This is a genomic window from Streptomyces sp. NPDC031426 (assembly GCF_055581585.1).
Map to the genome: position 1 here is coordinate 132,755 of NZ_JBVIJE010000010.1, position 17,625 is coordinate 150,379.

Consider the following 17,625-nt stretch of genomic DNA (forward strand, 5'->3'; position numbering starts at 1 on the left):
ACCCTAGGGGCCCGACGATCAGCCGAGGACGACCGTTTCGGTCGCGTCGAACTCCACACCGACCGACGCGCCGACCTCCGGGGCCTCCCGCAGCGCGCAGGCCGCCTCCAGGCGCGGCCCGTCCGCGGGCTGGAGGTGGACGGCCACATGGGTGCCCTTGAAGGTGCGCGCGGTCACCGTGCACGACAGTCCGGCGTCGGCCGCCACGAGCCGTACCCCGGCGGGCCGGACGAGCAGGGTGCGCGCGCCCTGCGGGGAGCCGTCGGGGACCGGCAGCTTGCCCCAGGGGCTGTCGGCGGCCGTCCCCGCGACGGTCGCCTCGGCCACGTTGTCGAAGCCGAGGAAGCGGGCCACGAACGCGTCGGCGGGCCGCTGCCACACCTCCAGCGGGGTGCCGGACTGCGCGATCCGCCCGTCCCGCATCACCACCACCCGGTCGGCCAGCGCGAACGCCTCGCCCTGGTCGTGGGTCACGGCGAGCACGGTCGTACCCAACCGGCCGAACAGCTCCCGCAGTTCGACCACCAGGCGTTCCCGGAGCGAGCGGTCGAGCTGGCCGAGCGGTTCGTCCAGCATGAGCAGCCGGGGCCGGGGCGCGAGCGCGCGGGCGAGGGCCACGCGCTGCTGCTCGCCGCCGGACAGGGAGGCCACGGCCCGCCGGGCGGCCCCGGGCAGCCCGACCAGGTCCAGCAACTGCCCCACCTCGGCGGCCCGTTCGCCCTTGGCTACGCCGTGCATGCGCAGCCCGAACGCCACGTTCGCGCCGACGTCCCGCTGCGGGAAGAGCTGGTGGTCCTGGAACATCAGGCCCACGCCCCGCCGGTGCGCGGGCACACCCGACTGGTCGCGGCCGTCGAGCAGCACCCGCCCGCCGGACAGCGACTGGAGCCCGGCGACCGCCCGCAGCAGGGTCGACTTCCCACTGCCGCTCGGCCCGAGCACACACACCACCTCGTGCTCGGCGACGTCGAGAGCGACCGCGTCGAGCACGGCCCGCCCGCCGAAGCGCACGGTCGCGGCATCGAGGCTCAGCAGCATCCAGAACTCCTCAGTCCGGCCGGCATCGTCTAGAACTCCCCCGTCCGGTCGGTGCGCAGCCGCTCCAGGAGCAGCAGCGCGGCGGCGCACACCACCATCAGAATGGTCGAAAGGGCCATGGCCTGGCCGTAGTTGAGGTCTCCGGGGCGGCTGAGCAACCGGGCCACGGCGACCGGAAGCGTGGGGTTGTCGGGCCGGGCGATGAACACGGTCGCCCCGAACTCGCCGAGCGAGACGGCGAACGCGAACCCGGCCGCGACCAGCAGCGCCCGCCGCACCAGCGGCAGGTCCACCTCCCGCCACACCCGCCAGGGCGAGGCCCCGAGCACGGCGGCGGCCTCCCGGAGCCGTACGTCCACCGCGCGCAGCACGGGCAGCATGGTCCGTACCACGAAGGGAGCGCCGACCAGCGCCTGCGCGAGCGGGACGAGGATCCAGGACTGCCTGAGGTCCAGCGGCGGCTTGTCCAGGGCGATCAGGAAGCCGAAGCCGACGGTCACGGCGGAGACGCCGAGCGGCAGCATCAGCAGCGCGTCGAAGCCCCGGACCAGTCGTCCGGCATCCCGGCGGGCCAGCGCGGCGGCGGCGAGACCTCCGATGACCACGGCGATGGCAGTGGCGGCGACGGCGTACTGCAGCGAGGTCCACACCGCGTGCACGGGCGCCACCAGGAACGTACCGCCGTCGGAGTTCGTCAGCGCCCGGTAGTAGCCGAGGTCCGGCGCGTCCAGGGAGCGGCGGACCAGGACGGCGAGGGGCAGGACGAGCAGCAGCGCGATGGTGACGAGGACGCCGGCGAGCAGGGCCCACTGCCCGGCGCCGCGCGGGCGGCGGGCGGTCGCCCTCGGGTCGACCAGCCGCAGGGCGGTCTCCCGGCGCCGTACCGTCCAGGCGTGCACGGCGAGGATCGCGCCGACCGCGACGAACTGGACGAGGGTGAGGACAGCGGCCGTGGAAAGATCAAAGACCTCGGAGGTCTGCCGGTAGATCTCCACTTCGAGGGTGGAGAAGGTGGGGCCGCCGAGGATCTGGACGACGCCGAAGGAGGTGAAGGTGAACAGGAACACCATCAGCGCGGCGGCGGCCACGGCGGGCGCGAGCGCCGGGAGGGTGACCTTCCGCCAGGCGCCGAGCGGAGACGCGCCGAGCATGCGGGCGGCCTCCTCCTGCCGGGGGTCGAGCTGGGACCACAGCCCGCCGACGGTCCGTACGACGACCGCGTAGTTGAAGAAGACGTGGGCCAGCAGGATCGCCCACACCGTGGTGTCCAGCCGTACGCCCCACAGGTCGTCCAGCAGGCCGCCGTGCCCGACGAGAGCGAGGAACGCGCTGCCGACGACGACGGTCGGCAGCACGAACGGGACCGTGACGACGGCCCGCAGCACCTGCTTGCCCGGGAAGTCGAGCCGGGCGAAGACATGGGCGGCGGGCAGCGCGAGCAGCAGGGTGAGCGCGGTGGACGCGAGCGCCTGCCAGGTGGTGAACCACAGCACGTGCCGGATGTCCGGCCGCGTGACCACGTCCGCGAGCCGCCCGAACTGCCAGACGCCGTCGGCCTTCAGCCCGCGCGCGACGATCGCGGCCACGGGCCAGGCGAAGAACAGCGCGAAGAACGCGACGGGCAGGGCCATCAGCCCGAGCCGCGCCGCGCTCCCGCGCCAGTCCCTCCTGCGAGGGGCTACTTCAGTACGAGCGAGGTCCACGACCTGACCCACTGGTCACGGTTGGCGGCGATCTTGCCGGGGGCCATGGTCTCGGGGTGCTCGGCGGCCTTGCCGTACTCGGTGAACTCGGCGGGCACCTTCGCACCGTCGACCACCGGGTAGACGAACATGTTCAGCGGCATGTCCTCCTGGAACTCCTTGGAGACCAGGAAGTCGATGAACGCCTTGGCACCCTTGGGGTTCTGGGCGTTGCTGAGCAGCCCGGCGAACTCGATCTGCCGGAAGCAGGTCCCGTACGACACCCCGGTCGGGGCGGTGCTGGGCCGCTTCTTGGCGTAGATGACCTCGGCGGGCGGCGAGGACGCGTACGACACGACGAGCGGCCGGTCACCGCCGGCCTTCCTGCCCTCCGACGAACCGGAGAACTCCTGGTAGTAGGCCTGCTCCCAGCCGTCGACGACCTTGACGCCGTTGTCCTTGAGCTTCTTCCAGTAGTCCTGCCAGCTGTTGTCGCCGAACTGGGCGGCGCTGCCGAGCAGGAAGCCGAGGCCGGGCGAGGAGGTGGCGGCGTTCTCGGTGACCAGCAGGTTCTTGTACTCGGGCTTGGCGAGGTCGGCGAAGGACTGCGGCGGGGTCAGCTTGTGCTTGCTGAAGTAGGCCTTGTCGTAGTTGACGCAGATGTCGCCGTAGTCGATCGGCGTGACCCGGTGCTTGTCCTTGTCGAGCTGGTAGGCGGCGCCGGTCTTGTCGAGGCCCTTGGCGGTGTACGGCTGGAAGAGGCCGTTGTCGAGGGCGCGGGACAGCAGGGTGTTGTCGACGCCGAAGAAGACGTCGCCCTGCGGGTTGTCCTTGGTCAGGATCGCCTTGTTGACGGCCTGCCCGGCGTCGCCGTCCTTGAGGACCTGGACCTTGTACCCGGTCTTCTTCTCGAAGTCCTGGAGCACGTTCTTGGACACTGCCCACGAGTCATGGCTGACGAGGGTCACGGTCTTGGCGCCTGTGGACGACTTGGCGTGTGCCGACGCGTGCGTCGATCCGCACGCGGACAGCGTGATCAGGCCGAGCCCGACCGCCACGGCCACGAAGGTCTTGTTGTGCACTGGATGTCCTCCTGGGGTTGGCCAGGAAGAGACGCGGCCCCGCCCGGGCCTTTGTGGAAAGGACCCGGGCAGGGCGCAACAGCTCGAGTGATGACCGAACTTCCTACCCAGAATGACCTGGGCGAGGTTCAGAGGGTCTGCGGCCCTGTCCGCCGCACTCTCAGCGCTGTGGCGCTCCCCTGTCGGAATATGAAAATGTGATGGACGGTGGCCAGATTACCGCTCGGTGGCCGCCAGCTGACCACAGGCCCCGTCGATCTCCTGGCCCCGGGTGTCCCGGATGGTGACGGGCACACCATGGGCGGCGATGGCCTCCACGAACGCCTTCTCGTCCTCGGGCCGCGAGGCGGTCCACTTCGAGCCCGGAGTCGGGTTCAGCGGAATGAGGTTGACGTGCACGGGCTTGCCCTTGAGCAGCCGGCCCAGCCGGTCCCCTCGCCAGGCCTGGTCATTGATGTCGCGGATGAGCGCGTACTCGATCGACAGCCGGCGCCCGCTCTTCTCGACGTACTCGAACCCGGCGTCCAGCACCTCGCGCACCTTCCAGCGCGTGTTCACCGGGACGAGGGTGTCGCGCAGCTCGTCGTCGGGGGCGTGCAGGGAGATCGCGAGCCGGCACTTGAAGCCCTCGTCGGCGAACCGGTGGATGGCCGGCACGAGCCCGACAGTGGACACGGTGATCCCGCGCTGGGAGAGCCCCAGCCCGTCGGGGGCGGGATCGGTGAGCGCCCTGATGGCACCGACCACGCGCTTGTAGTTGGCGAGCGGCTCCCCCATGCCCATGAAGACGATGTTGGAGAGCCGAGCAGGTCCACCCGGCACCTCGCCGTCCCTCAGCGCCCGCATCCCGTCCACGATCTGGTGGACGATCTCCGCGGTGGACAGATTCCGGTCGAGCCCCGCCTGCCCGGTCGCACAGAACGGGCAGTTCATCCCACACCCCGCCTGCGAGCTGATGCACATGGTGACCCGGTCCGGGTACCGCATCAGCACGGACTCGACGAGGGTCCCGTCGAACAGCCGCCAGAGCGTCTTGCGGGTGGTCCCCTCGTCGGTCGACAGATGCCGGACGACGGTCATCAGCTCGGGGAACAGCGCTTCCTGGAGCTTGGCACGCGATCCGGCGGGGATGTCGGTCCACTGCTCCGGGTCGTGCGCGTACCGCGCGAAGTAGTGCTGCGAGAGCTGCTTGGCGCGGAACGGCTTCTCCCCGATCTCGGCCACCGCGTCCTTGCGCTCGGCGGGCGTGAGATCGGCAAGATGCCGCGGCGGCTTCTGGGCTCCGCGCGGGGCGACGAAAGTGAGTTCTCCGGGCTTAGGCATGGCTGTACCAGTGTCGCAGATCCAATCGGGTGACCTGCGGGTGTCGCCTGCTACGACTACAGGAGGAGGGCTCAGCCGAGCGTGGCTGAGCCCTCCTGGTCCGATGCGCCACTCAGAGGCAGGGGACGTTGGCGAAGCCCGGGTAATAGAAGCGCCCGGCCGGACCAGCGCTGTGGATGCAGCGGTCGAGGCTGGGGCTCTGGGGTTTCGGGCTCGCGGTGGCGGCGGTCGCGGTCGGGGCGACGAGGAGGGTCGCCCCCAGGATCATTGCCGCCACCGCCGATTTCTTGCCCGGCAGATGCCTCCGGAACGTCTTCATTGCCGCCCTCCTTCGGGCCGAGACGGGAGCGCCGCGCGGTTCACAGGGCGACGGTTCGGCGCTCGTGATTCCGCCTATCGTCATATGCCGCAGACATGACGTCAATACCCAAATCGGAACACTCGGACTAAAAGGGGATTGCGGTCGGCACGGGACGGTCGCCGTTACTACGACCTGTGAAGTTCTGCCGGGGAACGGTCGGGTTTCCTGATCGGGCCTTGTCCGGCCCACTGCGCTGCCGTAACCACGAGCCATGAACCTTTTCGGCCGCAACTCCTTCCACCGGCGCGCGCAGCAGTCCGCCACGCCCGTGGCGACCGCCGGCCCGGCGGCCGGTGCCACCGGTACCGCCGTTCTTCCCGATCCCGGGCTGGCGGCCCTCACCGGCGAATGGCTGATCGATCCCGCCCACAGCAGGATCGGGTTCTCCGTGCGGCACGCGATGGTGACGACGGTGCGGGGCGCGTTCACCGAGTACGAGAGCCGTCTGTACTTCGACGGCCGCGAGCCGACCCGCTCCCGGGCCGACATCGTGCTGTACACGGCCAGCGTCGACACGGGTGTCGAGCAGCGCGACGCGCATGTGGTGGGCCGGCAGTTCCTGGACGCCGGGGCGCACCCGCGGATGACCTTCACGAGCACGTCCGTACAGCTCGCGGGCGAGGACGTCTACCGCATGACCGGCGATCTCACGATCAAGGACACCACCCGCCCCGTCGACCTGGAACTCACCTACATCGGTCATGTCATCGACGCGTTCGGTGACGAGCGGGTCGGCTTCGACGGCACCACCACCATCAACCGCTCCGACTGGGGACTGACCTACGAGGCCCGGCTGGCCCAGGGCGGGACCATGGTGAGCGAGAAGGTCCGCCTCCAGTTCGACATCGCCGCGATCCGGGCCAGGTGAGCACTCCCCCCGGCTGGCCGGCTAGATCGCGGCGTGCTCCAGCCGCTCCTTGAGCAGCCGCTCGTTCTCCGGGAGTTCCCGGCGGACCTGGGGGCGTACGACGAGAGGGATCAGCACCCTGCCGAGGCCGTGGCCCTCGAAGTCCAGGTCCATGGTCACGCGGGTACGGCCGTCGGGGAGCGGGACGACCTCGCCGTGCACCCGGCCCCGGACCGGGCCCTCAGTGCCCTGCATGCTCCAGGAGCGCGGCGGTTCGAACTCGGTGACCCGCATGGTCGTCGGGACGTCGCGGCGGCCGACATGGCGGGTGATCCGGATCCGGGACCCGAGTCCGAAGGGGCTGTCGTCGAGCTGCTCGACCGACACCGCGCTCTTCTGCCACTCCGGCAGGTGGGACGGGTCGCTGAGGTACGCCCAGACATCGCCCGGACTCCGGTCGACATCGATCTCTTCATGGAAGGCGGACATGAGGCCCTCCTTTCCCGGACAGAGGGCTCTACCCTCCAGATCGTCCCACTTCAGGAGCCGTACGACCAATGCCGACGGGCCCCGCCCTGCGCACAGGACGGGGCCCGGAAGCCGTACGACACATCCTCACGCGGAGCCGACGAAGAGCACCAGCAGGAGCCAGACCACCGGGGCCGTCGGGAGCAGGGAGTCGAGGCGGTCCATGATGCCGCCGTGGCCGGGGAGCAAGGTGCCCATGTCCTTGATGCCCAGGTCGCGCTTGATCATGGATTCGCCGAGGTCGCCCAGCGTGGCGCTGGCCGCGACCGCGAGGCCCAGCAGCAGGCCCTGCCACCAGGTGCCGTCGTCGATCAGGAACTGCATGCACAGCGCGCCCGCGACCATCGCGAACAGCACCGCGCCCGCCAGGCCCTCGCGGGTCTTGCCGGGGCTGATGCGCGGGGCCAGCTTGTGCTTGCCGAACCGCCAGCCGACCGCGTAGGCGCCGGTGTCGCTGACGACCGTCAGGAGGAGGAAGGTGAGGACCCGCCAGGGGCCGTCGGACGCGGTCAGCATCATCGCCACGAACGTGGCCAGGAACGGCACATAGAACGCCGCGAAGACGCCCGCCGTGACGTCCTTGAGATAGCCCTCCGGCGACTCCGTCATGCGCCAGACCAGGACGGCCAGGGCGGTCAGCGCCATGGCGACCCAGGCGCCCTCGGCGCCGCGGACGTACCCCGCCACCACCATCGCCGCTCCGCCCACCGCGAGCGGCACCAGCGGCGCCTTGATGTCCTTGCGCTCCCGCAGCCTGCTGGTCAGCTCCCACAGGCCGACGACGACCGCGACCGCGACGACCCCGACGAACACGGCCTTCTTGATGAAGAGGGAGGCGACGATCACCACACCGAGCCCGATCCCGACGCCTATGGCCGCGCTCAGGTCACGGCCCGCGCTCTTCTTCTGCGGCGCTGGGGCCGGCTGGTGGGCGTCGGGCATGGGCTCCGGATTCTGGTTCTCGGCCGGGAGGGTGCGGGCCTGCGGGGGCTCGGGACGGAACTCGTCGTGGAATTCCTGGAACAGGGGGCCGCTCCGGCGAGCGGCCCCCCGGTCGCCGCCCTGGTCTCCGCCGTACGCGTGTGCGCCGTACGCGGGGTCCTCGGGCACGATGGGCATGGGGCGAGTCTGCTGCGGCTCAGGCGCATCGTACGCGGGACCCGCCGGGACGGCCCCCGGGACAGGCTGGGCGGGCCCGCCCTCGGTGGGCCCCCAGTACCCGGCCTGGCCCGCCGATGGCGGCGCCCCCCAGGAAGAGTCGCTCATCAGACTTCGAGCAGCTCCGCTTCCTTGTGCTTCAGGAGCTCGTCGACCTGGGCGACGTACTTCGCCGTGGTGTCGTCCAGCTCCTTCTCCGCGCGGCGGCCCTCGTCCTCGCCGACCTCGCCGTCCTTGATCAGCTTGTCGATGGCGTCCTTGGCCTTGCGGCGCACGGACCGGATGGAGACCTTCGCGTCCTCACCCTTGCCCTTGGCGACCTTGATGTACTCGCGGCGGCGCTCCTCGGTCAGCTCGGGGAACACCACCCGGATGATGTTGCCGTCATTGCTGGGGTTGACGCCCAGGTCGGAGTCGCGGATCGCCTGCTCGATGTTGCGCAGCGCGCTCTTGTCGAACGGGGTCACGACCGCCATGCGCGGCTCCGGCACGGAGAACGAGGCCAGCTGGTTGATCGGCGTCGGGGCACCGTAGTAGTCGGCAACGATCTTGTTGAACATCGCCGGGTGCGCACGGCCGGTGCGGATCGCGGCGAAGTCCTCCTTGGCGACCACGACGGCCTTCTCCATCTTCTCCTCGGCCTCGAGGAGGGTCTCTTCGATCACCACTTGCTCCTGCGTGTCTTGAGTAAGGCCCGGCTGCGGTTCCTTTGGCGGGCGGCGGCCGGCTGCGTCGCGTCTTCTTCCTGCACGGTTCCCGACCGGCAGGACATTGTCCATCCCCCGGCCAGGGTCCGGCCCCCTTACGGGGCCGCGCGCCACCGGCCGGGTTGCTGCCGGGTCAGTCCCGGCTGCCCTGGTCACCCACCAGCGTGCCGATCTTCTCACCCTTGACGGCACGGGCGATATTGCCCTCCGCGAGGAGTTCGAAGACGAGGATCGGGAGCTTGTTGTCGCGGCAGAGCGTGATGGCGGTGGCGTCGGCGACCTTGAGGTCGCGGGTGATGACCTCGCCGTAGCCGAGGGCGTCGAACTTGACGGCGTCGGGGTTGGTCTTGGGGTCGGAGTCGTAGACCCCGTCCACGCCGTTCTTGCCCATGAGCAGCGCCTCGGCGTCGATCTCCAGGGCGCGCTGGGCGGCGGTGGTGTCGGTGGAGAAGTACGGCATGCCCATACCGGCGCCGAAGATGACCACGCGGCCCTTCTCCAGGTGCCGCACGGCGCGCAGCGGGATGTACGGCTCGGCGACCTGTCCCATGGTGATGGCGGTCTGCACCCGGCTGTCGATGCCCTCCTTCTCCAGGAAGTCCTGGAGGGCGAGGCAGTTCATCACGGTGCCGAGCATGCCCATGTAGTCGGAGCGGGCGCGGTCCATGCCGCGCTGCTGGAGTTCGGCGCCGCGGAAGAAGTTGCCGCCGCCGATGACGACCGCGACCTGGGCCCCGTCGCGCACGACGGCCGCGATCTCGCGGGCGATCTTGTGCACCACGTCCGGGTCCACGCCCAGGCCCCCGCCGCCGGAGAAGGCCTCTCCGGACAGCTTCAGCAGAAACCGGCCGCGTACTTTGCCGTCGTCGCTCTTCTGGGCCTTGGTGGTCATGGAGATCCCGCCTCTTTCACGTGTTGCACATACGAAGAAGACCATTGCCGGTGGGGTCGCTTTTCGCTCCCATACGCGGCAATGGCCTCCTCGTCAGATCTGCTGCCGTCCGCCCCACCCCGGGGTGTGGCGGTGTGCGCGGACGACTGCTGTCGACCCTACCGAGAATTTCCCGCGGGTCGCGCGTCGATCGCGGAACGGGCTCAGATGCCGACCTTGATGCGCGAGAAGCGCTTCAGGGTGACACCGGCCTCGTCCAGCACCTTCTGGACCGACTTCTTGTTGTCGAGCGCGTACGGCTGGCCGAGCAGCGTGGCGTCCTTGAAGAAGCCGTTGAGACGACCCTCGACGATCTTGGCGATCGCGGCCTCGGGCTTGCCCTCGGCGCGGGTGGTCTCCTCGGCGATGCGCCGCTCGGACTCGACGACGTCGGCCGGCACGTCCTCCTTGGCCAGGTACTTCGGCGCGAAGGCGGCGATGTGCTGGGCGACGCCCTTGGCGACCTCGACGTTCGGCTTGTCGAGCTCGACCAGGACACCGATCTGCGGGGGCAGGTCGGGCATGGTGCGGTGCATGTAAGCGAGCACGAAGCCGTCGGCGAACTGCGCGAAGCGGTCCAGGACGATCTTCTCGCCGAGGTTGGCGTTGGCCTCGTCCACGAACGCCTGGACGGTCTTGCCGGGCTCGATCTCGGAGGCGAGCAGGGCCTCGAGGTCGGCCGGGGAGGTCGCGGCGACGTGCTCGGCGATCTTCTTGGCGACGGCCTGGAACTTCTCGCCCTTGGCGACGAAGTCGGTCTCGCACTTCAGCTCGACCAGGACGCCGGAGGAGTTGTCGTCGGCGATGATGGAGACCACGGCGCCGTTCTCGGCGGAGCGGCCCTCGCGCTTGGCGACGCCCTTCTGGCCCTTGATGCGCAGCGCCTCGACGGCCTTGTCGACGTTGCCCTCGGCCTCGTCCAGCGCCTTCTTGCAGTCCATCATGCCGGCGCCGGTGAGCTCACGGAGCTTCTTGACGTCGGCGGCGGTGTAGTTCGCCATGAGTCTGTGAGTCTTTCTCGAAGTCTGGGAGATCTGGAGATCCGCACGGTGTGCGTCCCACATGTAGACGCGGGTTGCGTACGTCGTGCGGACCTACGGGTGAACAGCGGGGGTGGACTTCACCGCGCCGAAGGCGCTGTCGGTGGCAGTACCGCCCCCGCTGTCAACGCGTGCGTCAGGCCTGCTCGCCCTCGGCGGCCGGAGCCTCGGCAGCCGGAGCCTCGGCAGCGGGGGCCTCGGCAGCGGGGGCCTCGGCGGCGGGGGCCTCGGCAGCGGGGGCCTCGGCCGGCTTCTCGGCCTCGTCGGCCTTCTTCTCACCCTCGAGCAGGTCGCGCTCCCACTCGGCGAGCGGCTCGCCCGCGGCCTTCTCGCCCTTCTCGCCGGTGGCGACGCCGGAGCGGGCGATGAGGCCCTCGGCGACGGCGTCGGCGATCACACGGGTGAGCAGGGTGACGGAGCGGATCGCGTCGTCGTTGCCCGGGATCTTGTAGTCGACCTCGTCGGGGTCACAGTTGGTGTCGAGGATCGCGACGACCGGAATGTTCAGCTTCCGGGCCTCACCGACGGCGATGTGCTCCTTCTTGGTGTCCACGATCCAGACGGCGCTCGGCACCTTCTGCATCTCGCGGATACCACCGAGGGTCTTCTCCAGCTTGGCCTTCTCGCGCGAGAGCACGAGAAGCTCCTTCTTGGTCAGACCGGACGCGGCGACGTCCTCGAAGTCGATCTGCTCGAGCTCCTTGAGGCGCTGCAGACGCTTGTAGACGGTCGAGAAGTTGGTGAGCATGCCGCCCAGCCAGCGCTGGTTGACGTAGGGCATGCCGACGCGGGTGGCCTGCTCGGCGATGGCCTCCTGCGCCTGCTTCTTGGTGCCGACGAACATGACCGTGCCGCCGTGGGCGACGGTCTCCTTGACGAACTCGTAGGCGCGGTCGATGTACGACAGCGACTGGAGCAGGTCGATGATGTAGATGCCGTTGCGCTCGGTGAAGATGAAGCGCTTCATCTTCGGGTTCCAGCGACGGGTCTGGTGACCGAAGTGGACGCCGCTCTCCAGCAGCTCCCGCATCGTGACGACGGCCATGGCCGTATCTCCTTGAGTTTCTCGGTTGTGCCGCGGATGCCGGACGGCTCCCGCGCCTAACGCCCGCGACGCGCCTTGCCGCGAAGGACCGAGAGGCGCTGACACCGACCGCTTGACGGCCTGGTGTCGGGGCGTGCGAAGTCGACCCGGTGACCCGGATCGCCAGAAGAAGTGTACGGGACCGCCGGGGCACCGGGTGACGCCGCTGTCCACAACCGGTGGGTTGTCCACAGACTCCGGCCGTGATCGGCGGGGTGCGGGACGGTTGTCGCATGCGAGAAGCGATGCGATATGTCCTGCTGCCGACGGTTCTGCTCCTCTGCCTGGCGCTGGCCGCCCTGGCGCCCTGCCGGTCCTGGGCGGACACCCCGCCTCCGGCCCCCGCACCGCCCCCTCAGGCCCCGGTCCCGGCCATCGCGCGGACCTGGCCGGTGGGCGTCCGGCCCTTGGTGTTACGGGGCTGGGAGCCACCGGCGACGGTGTACGGCCCCGGTCACCGGGGCGTGGACCTGGCGGCGCCGGCCGGTTCTCCCGTACGAGCGGTCGCACCGGGCCGGGTGTCCTTCGCGGGGCGCGTGGCGGGGAAGGGGGTGGTCTCCGTGGAGCTGACGGGCACGGATCTTCGTACGACGTACGAGCCGGTGAGCGCGTTGGTGCGGAAGGGGGACGAGGTGAGGGCGGGTGAGACGGTGGGCACGGTGGAGGCGACGGCTTCCCACTGCGCCGCTTGGTGCGTCCACTGGGGCCTGCGCCGAGGGAGGACCTACCTGGACCCTCTGTCCCTGCTACCGCCGTGGCTCCTGCACAGGGGGCCACCGAGGCTGCTGCCGGTGCTGGGGGTGCCGCTGCCGTCGTAGGGGCACCCCGCGAGCGCGGGCGAGCGACTCCGCCCCCGCCCGGCGGCAGCCGGCGTCAGCCCTTCACACCCCGCAACACCATGGCCACCGCGGCGTCCGTCACCACCGCGGGATCCTCCGCCGCCCCCAGCTCGATCCGCCGCACGGCCGCGTCCACAACCCCCTGCAGCAACATCGCCGCCAGCCGAGGCTGCTCATGCCCCATCTCCCCGAGCGCCTCGGCGATCATCGCGACGAGCCCGCCGTGCGCCGCCCGGATCCTCTCCCGCGCCCCGGCGTCCAGCTCACTCGCGGAGATGGCGACGACCGCCCGGTGCCGCCGGTCCCCCACCAGCGCCAGCTGCTGCCGTACATACGCCTCGACCTTGCCCTCGGCGGACTCGGCCCGCTCCATCGCGGCCGCCACCTCCGCCGCCCACAGCGGAAAGTCGACCTCGCACAGCTCCTCGACCACGGCGGCCCGAGACCGGAAGTACTCGTACACGGACGACCGCGCCAGCCCGGTCCGCTCGGCCAGCGCGGGAAACGTCAGCGCTTCCGTCCCGCCCTCGGACAGCAACGACCGAGCCGCGTCCAGCAGGGCGGCTCGCTGCATCGACCGGTGCTCGGCCACGGAGGCCGCTCGAATCCTTGGCACGTCAACCACTTTACGGACGCCCCCAGCCGAACGGGAGCCACTCGCCGCGACGCCACCGACGTGCCGCCGGCCTCAGCGCCCGAAGCTCGCCAGCTTGGCCCGCAGCTGCAGCACGGACTTGGTGTGGATCTGGCTGACCCGGCTCTCGGTGACCCCGAGCACGTTGCCGATCTCGGCGAGCGTGAGCCCCTCGTAGTAGTACAGCGTCACCACGGTCTTCTCCCGCTCGGGCAGTGTGTTGATCGCCCGGGCCAGGAAACGGCGCAACTCCCGGTCCTCGGCCACCTCCACGGGATTGTCCGCGGCGGTGTCCTCCAGCGTGTCCATGAGGCTGAGCCGGTCCCCGCCCTCGCTGCCGACGTGCAGCAGCTCCTCCAGCGCGACCACGTTGGCCAGGGACAACTGGCTGAACACGGCGTGCAGTTCGTCGACCTCCATGCCCAGCTCGCCGGCCACCTCGCCCTCGGTCGGGGTGCGCCGCAGCCGCGCCTCCAGGGTGGCGTAGGCCCGCTCCACGTTCCGCGCCTTCTGCCGCACCGACCGCGGGATCCAGTCCAGCGCCCGCAGCTCGTCGATCATGGCGCCCCGGATCCGGGTGATCGCGTACGTCTCGAACTTGATCTCCCGGTCGATGTCGAACTTCTCGATCGCGTCGATCAGCCCGAAGACGCCCGAGGAGACGAAGTCGGCCTGCTCGACGTTGGGCGGCAGACCGACACTCACCCGGCCCGCGACGTATTTCACGAGCGGCGAGTAGTGCAGGATCAGCTGCTCCCGCAGCCGGTCGTCCCCCGTCGCCTTGTACGACCGCCACAGCTCGTCGAGCGTCGAGGGAGCGGGCGGCCGCACGCTGCCACCGTCGCGGGCGGCTGGGGGGATCGCCGCCCGGTCGGACCCGGAGGTGTGCTGGGGCATTCGTCGCCTTGTGCCGTTCTGCCGTGAAGTGCTGTGAAGTGCTGCGAAGTGAGAGGAGCTGGGGTTCGGGGGGCGATGTGGGCTGCCTGGGTGAGCTGTCGGTCTGGTGTCGAGTTGGCGCGATCTGTGTCGGCGCCTTCGTGAGCGTAGCGTGACTGAGGTGTCGCGGTGTGCGAACAGTGCGGCTCCACCCGTGCGCGGGGCGCTCTCGGCGGTGTCGCGCGCTGGTTCCGCGGTTCGCTCTGCGTGACCGGCCGGGGCGTCAACTCCGGGAAACCTCAAGGGCGTCGGAGGTTCCCCCGGACGGCCGAACACGCTCGGTCAGCACGGACCGCGACCGGTGCGGACCGACATCACCGCCTGGCGTGTCAACTTCCAGCCATCGCCGTGTCGTTCGACGTAACCAAGTGCGCGGAGTTCGTACAGTCTCGCGATCGCCTCGTCCCGGGTGGTCGGCGTGCCGAGCGCGATCTCCTCCGCGGTGGCCGCGCGATGGCCCGGCAGGGCGGCGAGGACGGAGCGGGCGGCGGGTTCCAGCAGGTCGCGCGGCAGCACGGGCCCGCGCCGGGCCGGCGCCAGTTCACCCATGTCACCCACCAGTTCGACGACCTCCGCGGCGTCGGTGACCAGGGCGGCCTCTCCGCGCAGCAGTTCGTGCACGCCGGCGGAGAGGGCGCTGGTGACGGGGCCGGGCACGCCCATGGTGAAGCGGCCGAGGCGCGCCGCGGCCCGCGCGGTGGCCAGCGAGCCGCTGCGGCAGGCGGCCTCCACGACGACGGTGCCTCTGGTGAGGGCGGCGATGACACGGTTGCGGAGGATGAACCGGGTGGGCGTCGGATGGTCGCCCGGGGGCAGCTCGCCCACGACCAGTCCCTGCTCCGCGATCCGGCTGATCAGGGCGGCGTGGCCGCGCGGATACGGCCGGTCGACGCCGCAGGCCAGGACGGCGACGGTGGCTCCGCGGGCGGCGAGGGCGCCTCGGTGGGCGGCGCCGTCGATGCCGTACGCGCCGCCCGAGACCACGACCCAGCCCCGCTCGGCGAGGCCGCCGGCGAGGGTGGCGGCGACATGGGTGCCGTACTCGGTGCAGGCCCGCGCACCCACCACGGCGACGGACCGGAGCGCCCACATCCGCAGACTGGCCCGACCGCGCACCCACAGCCCGATCGGCCGGGCATCCCCCAGATCATCGAGCTGTCCGGGCCACTCGGCGTCCCCGGGCCCCACGAACCGCGCCCCGGCCTCCCCGGCCACCGCGAGATCCCGCTCCGGCTCGGCCCGCCGGGCCCGCGCGACCAGCCCGGCCCACCGCACCTCGCTCACCCCCGGCAGGGCCGGCACCCCGTCCCGCAGCCGCCGCACCACCTCCCGCACCCCGAACTCCCGAACCCACCGCCCACCGGCCTCGTCCCCCGGCTCGATCACCCGGCAGAGAAGGACCCGCCCGAGCAACTCGTCTCCGAGGGCCTCGCCCGTGGTCATGTCAGGGCCCCGATGGCCATCGGCACCCCTCGTGGCACCCCGGTGCGCAGTTGCAGGGCCAGGGCGACGTCGGTGGCGTCCGGGCGGTCGTGTCCGACGAGGTCGGCGACCGTCCAGGCGACGCGCAGCACCCGGTCGATGCCGCGGGCGGTGAGCACGCCCCGCTCGAGGTTGCGCTCGGCCTCGTCCATCGCACCGGCGACGGGGTGGTAGCGGCTGCGCAGCTCGCGGCCGGGGACCTCGCTGTTGGTGCGCCAGGGGGTTCCGGCGAGGCGGGCCGCCGTGCGCTCGCGGGCCCGCCGTACCCGCTCGGCCACGGTCGCCGTGGACTCGCCCCGGGCCCCCGGTTCGACGAGCTGGGCCCGGGTGACCGGATCGACCTCGACACGCAGGTCCACCCGGTCCAGCAGCGGACCGGAGAGCCGGGTCTGGTAGCGGCGGATCGCCGAGGGCGGGCACTCGCACAGGGAGTCGCGCTGCGAGAAGCGTCCACAGGGGCAGGGGTTGGCCGCCAGCACCATGAGGAAGCGGGCCGGGAACCGGACGACGCCCGCGCTGCGTGCGATCACGACATGGCCCGACTCCAGCGGCTGTCGCAGGGCGTCGAGGGTCTGGCTGTGGAACTCGGGCGCCTCGTCCAGGAACAGCACGCCGCGATGGGCGAGGGAGACCGCCCCGGGCCGTGCGATGCCGGGGCCTCCGCCGACGAGGGACTGCATCGTGGCCGAGTGGTGCGGGGCGCAGTAGGGAGCCACGTCGATGAGCGGCTTGCCCGGCGGCAGCAGCCCGGCCACCGAATGCACCGCCGTGACCTCCAGCGATTCCTCCCTGGTGAGCCGGGGAAGGACGGCGGGCAGCCGCTCGGCGAGCATGGTCTTGCCCGCGCCGGGCGGACCCTCCAGGAACAGGTGGTGCCCGCCGGCGGCGGCCACCTCCACGGCCGTACGGGCCGAGGTCTGGCCCACGACGTCCGCCAGGTCGTGATCGTGTTCGTGCTGTGCGGTGCCGACACTGTGCATGCCGGTGGCCGCGCCCGTGCCCGGCACGCGCAGACCGGCCAGGAGAGGGTCGGGACGGCCCTGCTCGTCCGGTTCCTCCTCGGGGACGGGCTCGTCGGTGAGCACCGCGATGAGCTGGCGCAGACTGCGGACGCCGAGCACGGAGACGCCGGGGACCAGCGCGGCCTCGGCGGCCGCGCACTCGGGTACGACCACTTGCTCGTAGCCGGCGTCGGCCGCCGCGAGCACGGCCGGCAGTGTGCCGCGGACCGGTCGGACCCGGCCGTCCAGGCCCAGCTCCCCGATCATGACGATGTCCGCGAGGACACGCGGATCGATCCGCTCGGCGGCGCCGAGCACCGCACAGGCGACGGCCAGGTCGAAGCCGGAGCCGGCTTTGGGTACCGAGGCCGGGCTGAGTCCGACGGTGAGCTTCTTCTGCGGCCACTCGCCGCCCGAGTTCACCACCGCCGCCCGGACCCGGTCCCTGCTCTCCGTCAGGCTCTTGTCCGGGAGGCCGACCAGGGTGAAGGCGGCGACGCCCGGTTCGAGGTCGGCCTGGACCTCGACGACCACTCCCTCGACGCCGACCAGGGCCACCGAGCAGGTGCGGGCGAACCCCATTCAGGCCACCCCCCGTGCGTGCTCGACGGACGGGGCGCCGCGGTGGGGCAGCAGGACGCCGATCAGGTCGATGCGGACGCCGCCCGGCGGTGCCCCTCCGTGGGCGTGGATCCAGTGCTCGGCCAGCTCGCGCAGCCGGGCCGCCTTCTCGGGGGTCACCGCGGCCATGGGGTGTTCGTAGTCGCCGCCCCTGCGGGTCTTCACCTCGCAGACGACGAGTGCGTCACCGTCTCGCGCGATGATGTCGATCTCGCCGGAACGGCCGCAGCGCCAGTTGCGCTCCAGGATCGTCATTCCAGTCGCGGCGAGCCGCCGGGCGGCCAAGTCCTCGCCGTACTTGCCGAGTGCTTCTCGTGCGTTCATGTCGGCA

General features: G+C 71.1%; 18 protein-coding genes. 2 read left to right on the forward strand and 16 right to left on the reverse strand.

All coding sequences use genetic code 11. The annotated features are described in order from the left end of the window. Window positions 1–18 precede the first annotated feature (18 nt). From ACZ5NH_RS22250 to ACZ5NH_RS22270, 5 genes are all read right to left on the reverse strand, one after another. The gene (locus ACZ5NH_RS22250) at window positions 19–1,038 is read right to left on the reverse strand and encodes an ABC transporter ATP-binding protein (protein ID WP_468777536.1); all 1,020 of its coding nucleotides are present in this window, start codon (window positions 1,036–1,038) and stop codon (window positions 19–21) included. A gap of 29 nt (window positions 1,039–1,067) precedes the next feature. After that, window positions 1,068–2,669, reverse strand: coding sequence for an ABC transporter permease (locus ACZ5NH_RS22255; RefSeq protein ID WP_468777537.1), 1,602 nt, complete (start codon window positions 2,667–2,669; stop codon window positions 1,068–1,070). 47 nt (window positions 2,670–2,716) lie between these two features. Then, the gene (locus ACZ5NH_RS22260) at window positions 2,717–3,802 is read right to left on the reverse strand and encodes a thiamine ABC transporter substrate-binding protein (RefSeq protein ID WP_468777538.1); all 1,086 of its coding nucleotides are present in this window, start codon (window positions 3,800–3,802) and stop codon (window positions 2,717–2,719) included. A gap of 216 nt (window positions 3,803–4,018) precedes the next feature. Further along, window positions 4,019–5,125 (reverse strand): dual-specificity RNA methyltransferase RlmN, encoded by a 1,107-nt coding sequence (gene rlmN / locus ACZ5NH_RS22265; protein WP_388627993.1) that lies wholly within the window; start codon window positions 5,123–5,125, stop codon window positions 4,019–4,021. A 112-nt stretch (window positions 5,126–5,237) separates the two neighbouring features. Beyond that, entirely contained in the window at window positions 5,238–5,444 is a 207-nt protein-coding gene (locus ACZ5NH_RS22270) for a hypothetical protein (protein WP_388627995.1), read from the reverse strand. Window positions 5,445–5,697: 253 nt separating this feature from the next. Between ACZ5NH_RS22270 and ACZ5NH_RS22275 the strand changes: the two genes are divergently transcribed. Next, entirely contained in the window at window positions 5,698–6,354 is a 657-nt protein-coding gene (locus tag ACZ5NH_RS22275) for a YceI family protein (protein WP_468777539.1), read from the forward strand. A gap of 21 nt (window positions 6,355–6,375) precedes the next feature. Here ACZ5NH_RS22275 and ACZ5NH_RS22280 read toward each other — a convergent pair whose 3' ends face one another. From ACZ5NH_RS22280 to rpsB, 6 genes are all read right to left on the reverse strand, one after another. Next, window positions 6,376–6,822 (reverse strand): SRPBCC family protein, encoded by a 447-nt coding sequence (locus ACZ5NH_RS22280; RefSeq protein ID WP_388627999.1) that lies wholly within the window; start codon window positions 6,820–6,822, stop codon window positions 6,376–6,378. A 126-nt stretch (window positions 6,823–6,948) separates the two neighbouring features. Then, window positions 6,949–8,127, reverse strand: a complete 1,179-nt coding sequence (locus ACZ5NH_RS22285) for a phosphatidate cytidylyltransferase (RefSeq protein ID WP_388628002.1) — start codon at window positions 8,125–8,127, stop codon at window positions 6,949–6,951. Beyond that, window positions 8,127–8,684 carry a ribosome recycling factor gene (gene frr, locus ACZ5NH_RS22290; protein ID WP_014675285.1) on the reverse strand — a complete coding sequence of 186 codons (558 nt, stop codon included), beginning with the start codon at window positions 8,682–8,684 and terminating at the stop codon, window positions 8,127–8,129. The genes ACZ5NH_RS22285 and frr overlap by 1 nt, the downstream gene beginning before the upstream one ends. Before the next feature lie 175 nt (window positions 8,685–8,859). Beyond that, window positions 8,860–9,618: a UMP kinase gene (pyrH, locus tag ACZ5NH_RS22295; protein WP_228623032.1), complete on the reverse strand. Its 759-nt coding sequence runs from the start codon at window positions 9,616–9,618 to the stop codon at window positions 8,860–8,862. A 203-nt stretch (window positions 9,619–9,821) separates the two neighbouring features. Beyond that, window positions 9,822–10,658, reverse strand: coding sequence for a translation elongation factor Ts (gene tsf / locus ACZ5NH_RS22300; RefSeq protein WP_388628005.1), 837 nt, complete (start codon window positions 10,656–10,658; stop codon window positions 9,822–9,824). 175 nt (window positions 10,659–10,833) lie between these two features. Next, on the reverse strand, window positions 10,834–11,742 hold the full coding sequence (gene rpsB, locus ACZ5NH_RS22305; RefSeq protein ID WP_468777540.1) for a 30S ribosomal protein S2: 909 nt from the start codon (window positions 11,740–11,742) through the stop codon (window positions 10,834–10,836). 272 nt (window positions 11,743–12,014) lie between these two features. Here rpsB and ACZ5NH_RS22310 point away from each other — a divergent pair, with 272 nt between their 5' ends. Continuing rightward, window positions 12,015–12,599 (forward strand): murein hydrolase activator EnvC family protein, encoded by a 585-nt coding sequence (locus ACZ5NH_RS22310; RefSeq protein ID WP_468777542.1) that lies wholly within the window; start codon window positions 12,015–12,017, stop codon window positions 12,597–12,599. A 55-nt stretch (window positions 12,600–12,654) separates the two neighbouring features. On the opposite strand, the gene ACZ5NH_RS22315 is transcribed toward ACZ5NH_RS22310, so the two are convergent. The 5 genes from ACZ5NH_RS22315 to ACZ5NH_RS22335 form a co-directional block, all read right to left on the reverse strand. Continuing rightward, window positions 12,655–13,212, reverse strand: a complete 558-nt coding sequence (locus ACZ5NH_RS22315; protein ID WP_388628443.1) for a TetR/AcrR family transcriptional regulator — start codon at window positions 13,210–13,212, stop codon at window positions 12,655–12,657. A 96-nt stretch (window positions 13,213–13,308) separates the two neighbouring features. Then, window positions 13,309–14,151: an RNA polymerase sigma factor WhiG gene (whiG, locus tag ACZ5NH_RS22320; protein WP_388628014.1), complete on the reverse strand. Its 843-nt coding sequence runs from the start codon at window positions 14,149–14,151 to the stop codon at window positions 13,309–13,311. Window positions 14,152–14,472: 321 nt separating this feature from the next. Continuing rightward, window positions 14,473–15,633, reverse strand: a complete 1,161-nt coding sequence (gene dprA / locus ACZ5NH_RS22325) for a DNA-processing protein DprA (RefSeq protein ID WP_468777544.1) — start codon at window positions 15,631–15,633, stop codon at window positions 14,473–14,475. Beyond that, window positions 15,630–17,255, reverse strand: coding sequence for a YifB family Mg chelatase-like AAA ATPase (locus tag ACZ5NH_RS22330; protein WP_468777546.1), 1,626 nt, complete (start codon window positions 17,253–17,255; stop codon window positions 15,630–15,632). Before ACZ5NH_RS22330 ends, dprA begins: the two co-directional genes overlap by 4 nt. Beyond that, window positions 17,256–17,618 carry a YraN family protein gene (locus ACZ5NH_RS22335; protein WP_388628022.1) on the reverse strand — a complete coding sequence of 121 codons (363 nt, stop codon included), beginning with the start codon at window positions 17,616–17,618 and terminating at the stop codon, window positions 17,256–17,258. It lies immediately after the preceding gene. Window positions 17,619–17,625: the final 7 nt, after the last annotated feature.